Genomic DNA, 8,431 nt, shown 5'->3' with positions numbered 1-8,431 from the left:
GTTTTACACAATCATTTATATTGTAACAAAAATACCAATGATTAGAAATATGACATCCTATCTTTTAAGATAGTTTTAAGGAAAGGTTTCCTTATATAAAAAAAGCGATCCAAAATAATAATTGGATCGCTTTCCCGAATAAACTATTACGCCACTTTAGGACCTTTTCTCTCATGTCCCATTTGAACAATCAGTAAGAAAATTGTTGATAAAACACCGCCTGCTAACAGTAACATGAAACAACCATCCCAGCCAGAACGATCAACAATAATACCAATTGCTGCGTTTGCTACGAAGCTTCCTCCAACATAACCAAACAGACCACACATACCAACTGTTGTACCTACTGCAAATTTCGGTACTAATTCCATTGCACTTAAACCAATTAAAAACTGTGGTACATAAATTAAACAACCGATAACAGAAACTGCAATACTCACAACAAGTATGCTAGTTGCTTGCCAATATACAACCGTACCAACAACAACCCCAGCCATACTAATAACACATAATGGCATACGTTTCCCTTTGAATAATTTATCACTTAAAAAGCCGACAATTAAAGAACTTGGAATCGCTGCTGCCTCAAATATTGAATACGCTGCATGCGCTTCTGTTTTTGTAAAACCTTTAACTGTTGTTAAGTAAATTGGTACCCAGTTAATAACACCGAAGCGAATTAAGTAAACAAATGCATTGGCAATACATAAATACCAAACGAACTTATTTGTCACTACATATTTCATTAAAATTTCTTTTGGTGACATCTTGTTAGCATTATCTGCTTTTTCAAGATCTTCATAGTCATTACGATACTCATCAATTGGCGGAAGACCTTCAGATTCTGGTGTATCCTTCGCATTAATCCATACTAGAACTGCAATTACCATAACGATAATCGCTGGGAAAATAAATACCCCGCCCTGCCAATGACTTTCACCAAAAATACCTACACCAATTCCAATGAATGGCGGAACAAGTAATCCACCAACGTTATGTGAAATATTCCAAAGACCTGTTTTCGTACCACGTTCTTTCTTTGAAAACCATTTCGTCATAACAATACTACAAGGTGGCGCTCCCATACCTTGTACAATACCGTTTAGAACAAGTAATGTTAAAATCATCCCAAAGGAAGATGCAAAACCGAAACAAATATTAACAAGCCCAGATAAAAATAAACCTACTGCAATAAATCGTTGAGCAAAAGCCTTATCCGATAAATTCCCCATAAAGAATTTACTAAGTCCATAAACAACAGCCATTACTGCACCTAATAACCCGATTTGTGTAGTGCTAAATCCGTACTCGTCTACTAAATACGTAGTAGATAAATTAAAGTTACTACGAACTAAATAATAAGCAGCATACCCAACTGAAATTCCCATTAGCACACGAATACGTAATAATTTGTATACCCTGTCAATCATATCCGCCGGCAATCTCTCAATTGCAGGTGCTGGCTTAAGCCATTTAAACATATTCTTTCGTCTCCTTTTCTCACTGCTGAGAGAGACGCTGTCTATTCCATATCTCGATTATTCCACTATTTGATATATTTTTGTTCGTCCTTCTAACCGGCTGACCTTCTATCTCTTTCTGATTCTTCGCAAACATCGTTGGTACGCCAAACGAAACTTTTTCTAAAATGTGCCCCGCTTCTTCTGATAAACAATAATCAATAAATAAGTCCGCTATAAAACCACTCGGTGCACGCTTCAGTTTCGAAATCGCATTAACAGATAATCCTGTTTGCTCAGGTTCATTACTTACAATAGGAAAGCCTTGTTTCTGAAGCATTCTCTGATCTCCCGCAAAATTGATGCCTATCATATATTCACCGCTCGCAACCAGTTCTGCGGGCATATAACCATTCACCGTTACTTCACCAACTTGCCTTGCAAGATTCTTAACATACTCTTTCGCTTCTTCTTCACCTAAAGTATCAATAAGTGCTTGAAACAAAGTATATGCTGTGCCGGAAACATTTGGATCAGGCATTGCAATCTTACCCGTATATACCGGATCTAATAAATCTTGCCACCTTGATGGATAGGGAAGACCGAGCGGCGCTATTTCTTCATTCCACCGCTCTTTATTAATCGCGATTGCCAGTTTCTCCACTTCATAACCGTACCAATAACCATCTTTATCTTTAACAGTCTTTGAAATACGATTCGCATGCTGGGTCGTAACAGGAATAGAAAGGTTCTTTTGCTTCATCATTTGATGCGCATCTACTGTACCGCCAATAATAATATCCGCCTTCGGATTTCCAGCTTCCTCTTCTACTCTCCGAAGAAGTTCTTCTGTCGATAGACGAATAAATTCATATGTACACCCGCGTTGTTTACAAAATGACGAAAGCAAAGCTTCACCAACTTCCTCGCGGGCCGCTACATACGCAACGAGATGACGATCATCCAAAATAGGGAGACCACTTTTATTATATTTAATAGAGGTTGTATCTCGAGAGCAACTAGACATCGCTCCTCCGATTACTAGCAAAAAGAAGAAAAAGGCTATCTTTCTCATGACACACTCTCCTTTACAAATAACTCTGCTAGGGAGCCCTTCATATACATGACATTCCCGTTATTATCACCGAGATATTGCACAACAAAGTACGATGGATACACAGAAATAGTTAGAATATCCTCCCGCTCATTCTTTACACGTTTGCCTGTTTTATAGGCAGTAATATAAGCAATCGGCTCATTCTGTGATTGTAATAATTTCTGAATTTCTCCGTAATCTGTAATTTGCTTTGCGTATCGAATAGAATCAAATATTTGCGTAAGATCTATAGTACGTATTACATCCCCTTGCCTCACTACAACTTCCTTTGCCTCCGCAAAGAAATTACTAATGCGCTCTGGTGTATAATACAGACTTAACAAATACGTTTGAAATGCTGAGATCATCGGATCCGTGCCATTCTTTCCGTATACATTAGCCTCATACTGGAACAAGTCACCTACTGCAAAAGTACGTTTATGTCCATTCAAGTACGTTACTTCTCCAGTAAATACTTGTTCTTGATTCTTAGCTTCTCTCGGCTCTATTCGAATTCGGTCAAAGAATGAAACAATCGTATGCAACCGAACTTCATCCGTTACAACAATTTCTCCCCACTTCTCATGCCTTACTTTCACTTCAGTAGGAAGGGATTCATTCACTCTTTGTAAAACGGCTTGTTTGTCATCCACAATTGTGATTCGATTATATATTTGCTTCTCAATAACATAAAACAAAATAAGAGAAACGATCATACAAAAGACAAACACAAGAATTTGAAATGATAGCCTTTTCATTTCTGCCTACCTCCAAGATAAAAAAACGTTGTTTCGAAAATACCGCATAATTGTTTCATAAATGTATCATTTAACCGCTTTCAAGTTTTTTATGTCTTCCATCCGTCTCGGAAGTAAAAATGTAATACATATTGTAGTTCCCATCTCTTCACTACTCTCAATTCGCATACTTCCGCCTTGCTTCTTCATAATCTCCTGACAAATGTATAAGCCATAGCCATTCCCGTAACTAGAAGGAAGCACCTTACCTTCCGGGGACTCATTCCATTCTGCAAGCACACCTTCGTCCATACCAATACCATCATCATGAACAAAAACCTTTGCTTCCTGCTCATTTATAATTACATTCATACGAACTTGCGTAGCATCACTATATTTAATCGCATTATCAAGCACATTCAAGAAAATTTGCTTCGTCTTATCAAAATCCGCAACAACGTGTACTTCCGTTAACTCATTCATAACTTCAATTTCAAACTGCTGCAATCTAGGTTTCACAATCGAAATTGCTTCTTCTGCCAATTCTTTTATATTCACGACTGTAGGTGACACTTCAAACGTACTCTTCCCGTACTTTGAAGACTTAAGTAATTCCTCTACAAGTGATAATAGACGCTCACTCTCTACAGCCACATAACGGAGGCTCTCCTGCACATCTTCCTTCGACTGTAACTTCGGAATTAAATCTACATAACCGATAATTGCCGTAAGCGGTGTTTTCAGCTCATGCGTAATGCGGTCCAAGAAATCTTTCTGTTTCTCTTTCTCTTCCTTCAGCTGCTTAATATGCAGCTCAATCCCATCAGCCATCGCATTAAAGGACGCTGAAAGTTGCGCAATCTCGACATACTCATTTAGCTCAATCTTACTTCCATAATCTCCATTCGCAAGCCGATGCGCCATTTGCCTTAACTGATCAATTGGTTTATGAAGAGACTTCGCCAAACGAATCGCAAAGAAAATACCAGCAGCTACTAAACAAAGAGACGTCATTAAAAACGTCCAACTTACATTTGTTAAAACTTCCTTCTCATCCGTTAACTCATTTATAAAACGAATACTCCCAATGACATCGTTTCCATAATAAACCGGACTTGAAAACAAAAGAATTGGAGCTGGATCTCCCTCCTCGAAAACATACGATTTCTTTCCCTTCAAAGAACTCCCAATGTCAATATTCCGATGAAGTAACGCTCCTTTTTGTGTATCTGCAACAACATCTCCATTCTTCCCAATCATCTGCACCCGGACATCCATTCGCTTCGCTAAATACGAAGCAATTAAAAGCGAATTAGGACCTAGCGTCTCCACTTCTGCTTCCTTCTCTAAATAATTCATCGTATAAATTTGCGCTTCCACACTTAACTTTTCTAAGGAATCTGCCGCATTATGATACACATTCTTCTCCAGTGCAATATAAACAACCGCATACAAAAGAACAAGAATTGGAATCAACAATCCAACTATCCCAAACACCATATTTCGTTTTAAAGACATATCATCACCTTTTAGCAATCAAGCTTATACCCAACACCATAAATTGTCTTAATATACTCTCCGCTCGCACCGAGCTTCTTTCGCAGTCTCTGCACCATAATATCAACTGCTCTCGTATTTCCGATATACTCAAACCCCCATACCTTCTCAAGCAACTCATCTCTCATGAACACACGCTGCGGATTCGAAACAAACAACTGACATAAATTAAACTCTCGGTACGTTAACTGAATCTCCTGCCCACTCACATGAAGCTTTCTTTCCTTTGGACAAATAAGTAAATCACCAGCCCCAATCACCTCATGATTTAAAGGAACCTCCTTCTTCTTCACGCGCCGCGCCATATTCTTCACCCGAAGAATAAGCTCCGCATAATTAAAAGGCTTCGTCACATAATCATCAGCTCCAAGCTGAAGACCAAGTAACTTATCATTCATCTGACTCTTCGCTGTCAGCATAAGCACCGGAATATCACGCTCCTTCTCTCTGAATAAACGTAACAACTCATACCCATCCGTATCAGGAAGCATCACATCTAAAATAAGTACATCCGGCTGCTCATTCCATCTCTCTAAAGCTTCTCTCCCATCAGCCGCCGTCAATACTTCATACCCTTCCATCTCTAACTGCATCCGTATCAAATTACGAATACTCGATTCATCATCTACTACAAGTATTTTCATCATTCTCCTCCTTCCATCCTGTATTATAGTACAGTTTAGTATAGCAAAAATAAGACAAAAAAAGAGAGGGTATTGTCGAACATATGTTGAACGACAGTACCCTCTCTTTCACTTATTATATTTTATTTAGCATACCCATTCGGTTGTTTCTGATGCCAATCCCACGCATGCTCGATAATTGTCTTCACATTTACATACTCAGGATTCCATCCTAACTTCTCTTTCGCCTTTTGAGAAGAAGCTACTAAGCGCGCCGGATCTCCTGCTCTTCGTGGCGCTATCTCAGCAGGAATCTCATGATTCGTAACTTCACGAACTGCATCAACGATTTCTTTTACACTGAAGCCATTACCATTTCCTAAGTTGTAGAAATCACTCTCTCCACCATTTTGTAGGTCTTTAAGTCCTAAGAAATGAGCTGCCACTAAATCTTCAACATGAATATAATCACGGATACAAGTACCATCTGGTGTATTATAATCATCACCAAACATCATAATCTTCTCACGTTGACCTAACGCCACTTGTAAAACAAGAGGAATTAAATGTGTCTCTGGACGGTGATCTTCCCCAATAATACCACTTGGAGTTGCACCAGCCACATTAAAGTATCTGAAAATCTTATATCTTAAATTAGAGGCTTGGCTATACCAATGAAGCATCTTCTCAATCGCTAACTTCGTCTCTCCGTACGTATTCGTCGGATTTGTCATCGTTTCCTCAGTAATAAGGTCTACATCTACCTCACCATACGTTGCCGCAGTAGAAGAGAAAATAAACTTATCTACCTTAAACTCATCCATTACTTCTAGCAAGCAAAGTGCACCATACACATTATTATTATAATATTGAAGAGGCTTCTCCATACTAACTCCAACTAAAGAATCAGCTGCAAAATGCATAACCGCCTCAATATTTTCTTGTTTAAAAACATCTCTTAAAAATGCTTTATCACGAAGGTCACCATTATAAAACTTCGCACCTTCCGTAATCGCATCTTCATGACCAGTTTGTAAATTATCTACTACAACTACAGATAAACCTTCATCAACTAGTTTTTTAACAGCGTGAGAACCGATATAGCCCGCTCCGCCACAGATTAGAATTGAATTCATTGTCTTCCTCCTACATATATTAGGATTTCTTACTTACTCACTTTCTTATTATAAAAGGTATACGATTGCTCGTATACCTTTTGTGTACCTTTCATTACTTAGCCACAAAATAATCCGTTACATATTGTGCCCAAACTTCATGCCCTTTAGCACTTGGGAAACCGAACTCCTCTTGTAAGTACGGTAAAATTGCTTTCGTTGTTGCATCAGGCCACGCTCCCCAATGATCAACATATGTATAACCATTTTGCGTCGCAAATTGTTTTAACGCTTCAATCGATTTCGGATAATTCTTCGCACCATACACTGGGTTTGGTGGTTGAATCATAATTGTAGCGCCCTTTGCACTAGTAGACAGTGCTTGAACAAACTTCTGTGTATTCACAACAGAATTTCCATTACCAGTTTTACTATTATCAGTAATAAATGGTGGCTCAAATAAAATTACATCTGGATTTTCTTTCGCAATCTCTTTATCGCGTTTATTCGTGATTAATTCCTCTGTACTTTCACCCTTATATTCCTTTACCGTCACATTCCATAAACCTTTACCGTAAGAAGCCTCTAAATTAGCAGTGAACTTAGCTACCCAAGCATCTTTTTCAGATGAAGAAGCTTCATCACCAACAATAACAAGATTTACAGCCTTTTTATCCGCAGCAGCTTTCTTTAACTTCTCTTTCACTGCATCTGGCAAGTTCTTTGCGTACGCTTCATTAAAAGATGCCTTTGCATCTTGTTTTTTCTCTTCTTTCTTCGCTCCGCTATCTTTCACTTCAGCCTTTGTTTTCGTTACTTCACTCGTTTGCCCTGTTGCATTCGCAATTTTCTTATTCCAATATAGTTTACCGCTCACAACCGAAGCAATAAACAATACAAAAATAAGTAGGACAAGTACTGCTTTCTTATTCATCGATTCACCTCATCTATTAATCTCACAATATATAATACTAATATAAACCTACGCAAAAATAAACCCAACTCCTTCCAAAGGAGTTGGGTTCATTACATATTACTTAGCCAATTCAAGATGTGCTTTTAACTTATTCGTTAAATCTTGTTTTGCGGCATCTGGAACATAGTAGTACCAAATACCGTCAGCGGCCTTGTGGCCGTCACCTGGGATTTGAATATCCTCACTGTTCTGCAGACAATTTTTATAATTCATTTGCATATCAAACATTTGATCTTGCGTTAAGTTTGTTTTCACGTTCTTTTGAATCGCTGTAAGTACATCTCCATAGCTCGATAAAGAAGAGAAGCTTGCGCCTTTCTTAATAACAGCTTGCATCACTTGACGTTGACGCATTTGACGACCGAAATCACCGCGAGGGTCTTCTTTACGCATACGTGTAAATGCTAGTGCTTGGTCACCTGTTAAATGAATATTCCCTTTTTGGAAATGGTGTTCCCCAAGAGAAAATTCCAAATCATTATTTACATCAACACCGCCAACCGCATCTACGATATCTTTAAATCCTTCCATGTTCACTTCAACATAGTAATTGATAGGGATATTTAAGAATTTTTCTACTGTCGCTACAGACATATCTACGCCACCAAATGCATACGCATGGTTAATCTTATCACTTTTCCCTTTTCCAACGATTTCTGTATATGTATCACGAGGGATACTTACTGTTTTCATTGAATTATTTTTAGGATTTAAAGTAATAACCATTAAGGAATCAGAACGTCCTTTATCTTCACCGCGTTCATCCGCTCCTAATAATAGGATGGAAACAGGCTCGGATTTATTGATTTTTTCTTCTTGTTTATTATTTTTATCACGCTCTAAAGGTTTATGAACTTCATTTAATGT

The 8,431-nt window shown here is 38.2% G+C and carries 8 protein-coding genes; all 8 read right to left on the bottom strand.

The window, feature by feature from the left end; genetic code table 11:
* Positions 1-146: 146 nt before the first annotated feature.
* Positions 147-1,481 carry an MFS transporter gene (locus AB3X48_RS14055; RefSeq protein WP_002034819.1) on the bottom strand — a complete coding sequence of 445 codons (1,335 nt, stop codon included), beginning with the start codon at positions 1,479-1,481 and terminating at the stop codon, positions 147-149.
* A 19-nt stretch (positions 1,482-1,500) separates the two neighbouring features.
* Positions 1,501-2,535 (bottom strand): ABC transporter substrate-binding protein, encoded by a 1,035-nt coding sequence (locus tag AB3X48_RS14050; protein WP_033716010.1) that lies wholly within the window; start codon positions 2,533-2,535, stop codon positions 1,501-1,503.
* A complete protein-coding gene (locus AB3X48_RS14045; protein WP_002112966.1) occupies positions 2,532-3,314 on the bottom strand; it encodes a DUF3919 family protein in 783 nt (260 codons plus the stop codon). Before AB3X48_RS14045 ends, AB3X48_RS14050 begins: the two co-directional genes overlap by 4 nt.
* 66 nt (positions 3,315-3,380) lie before the next feature.
* The gene (locus tag AB3X48_RS14040; RefSeq protein ID WP_367959688.1) at positions 3,381-4,811 is read right to left on the bottom strand and encodes a HAMP domain-containing sensor histidine kinase; all 1,431 of its coding nucleotides are present in this window, start codon (positions 4,809-4,811) and stop codon (positions 3,381-3,383) included.
* Between the two features lie 11 nt (positions 4,812-4,822).
* Complete coding sequence (locus tag AB3X48_RS14035) at positions 4,823-5,494, bottom strand: response regulator transcription factor (protein WP_002166430.1); 672 nt, start codon at positions 5,492-5,494, stop codon at positions 4,823-4,825.
* A 122-nt stretch (positions 5,495-5,616) separates the two neighbouring features.
* Positions 5,617-6,609: a UDP-glucose 4-epimerase GalE gene (galE, locus tag AB3X48_RS14030; RefSeq protein ID WP_002159813.1), complete on the bottom strand. Its 993-nt coding sequence runs from the start codon at positions 6,607-6,609 to the stop codon at positions 5,617-5,619.
* A 94-nt stretch (positions 6,610-6,703) separates the two neighbouring features.
* Positions 6,704-7,522 carry an SGNH/GDSL hydrolase family protein gene (locus AB3X48_RS14025; RefSeq protein WP_367959687.1) on the bottom strand — a complete coding sequence of 273 codons (819 nt, stop codon included), beginning with the start codon at positions 7,520-7,522 and terminating at the stop codon, positions 6,704-6,706.
* A 99-nt stretch (positions 7,523-7,621) separates the two neighbouring features.
* The coding region (tagU, locus tag AB3X48_RS14020; protein WP_367959686.1) for a polyisoprenyl-teichoic acid--peptidoglycan teichoic acid transferase TagU at positions 7,622-8,431 on the bottom strand (810 nt) is incomplete at its 5' end.

It is taken from the genome of Bacillus sp. S4 (assembly GCF_040838205.1).
Classification (GTDB): Bacteria; Bacillota; Bacilli; order Bacillales; family Bacillaceae_G; genus Bacillus_A; species Bacillus_A cereus_U.
Note: the sequence above shows the minus strand (reverse complement) of the source record. Positions and strands in the feature narration are given on the sequence as shown.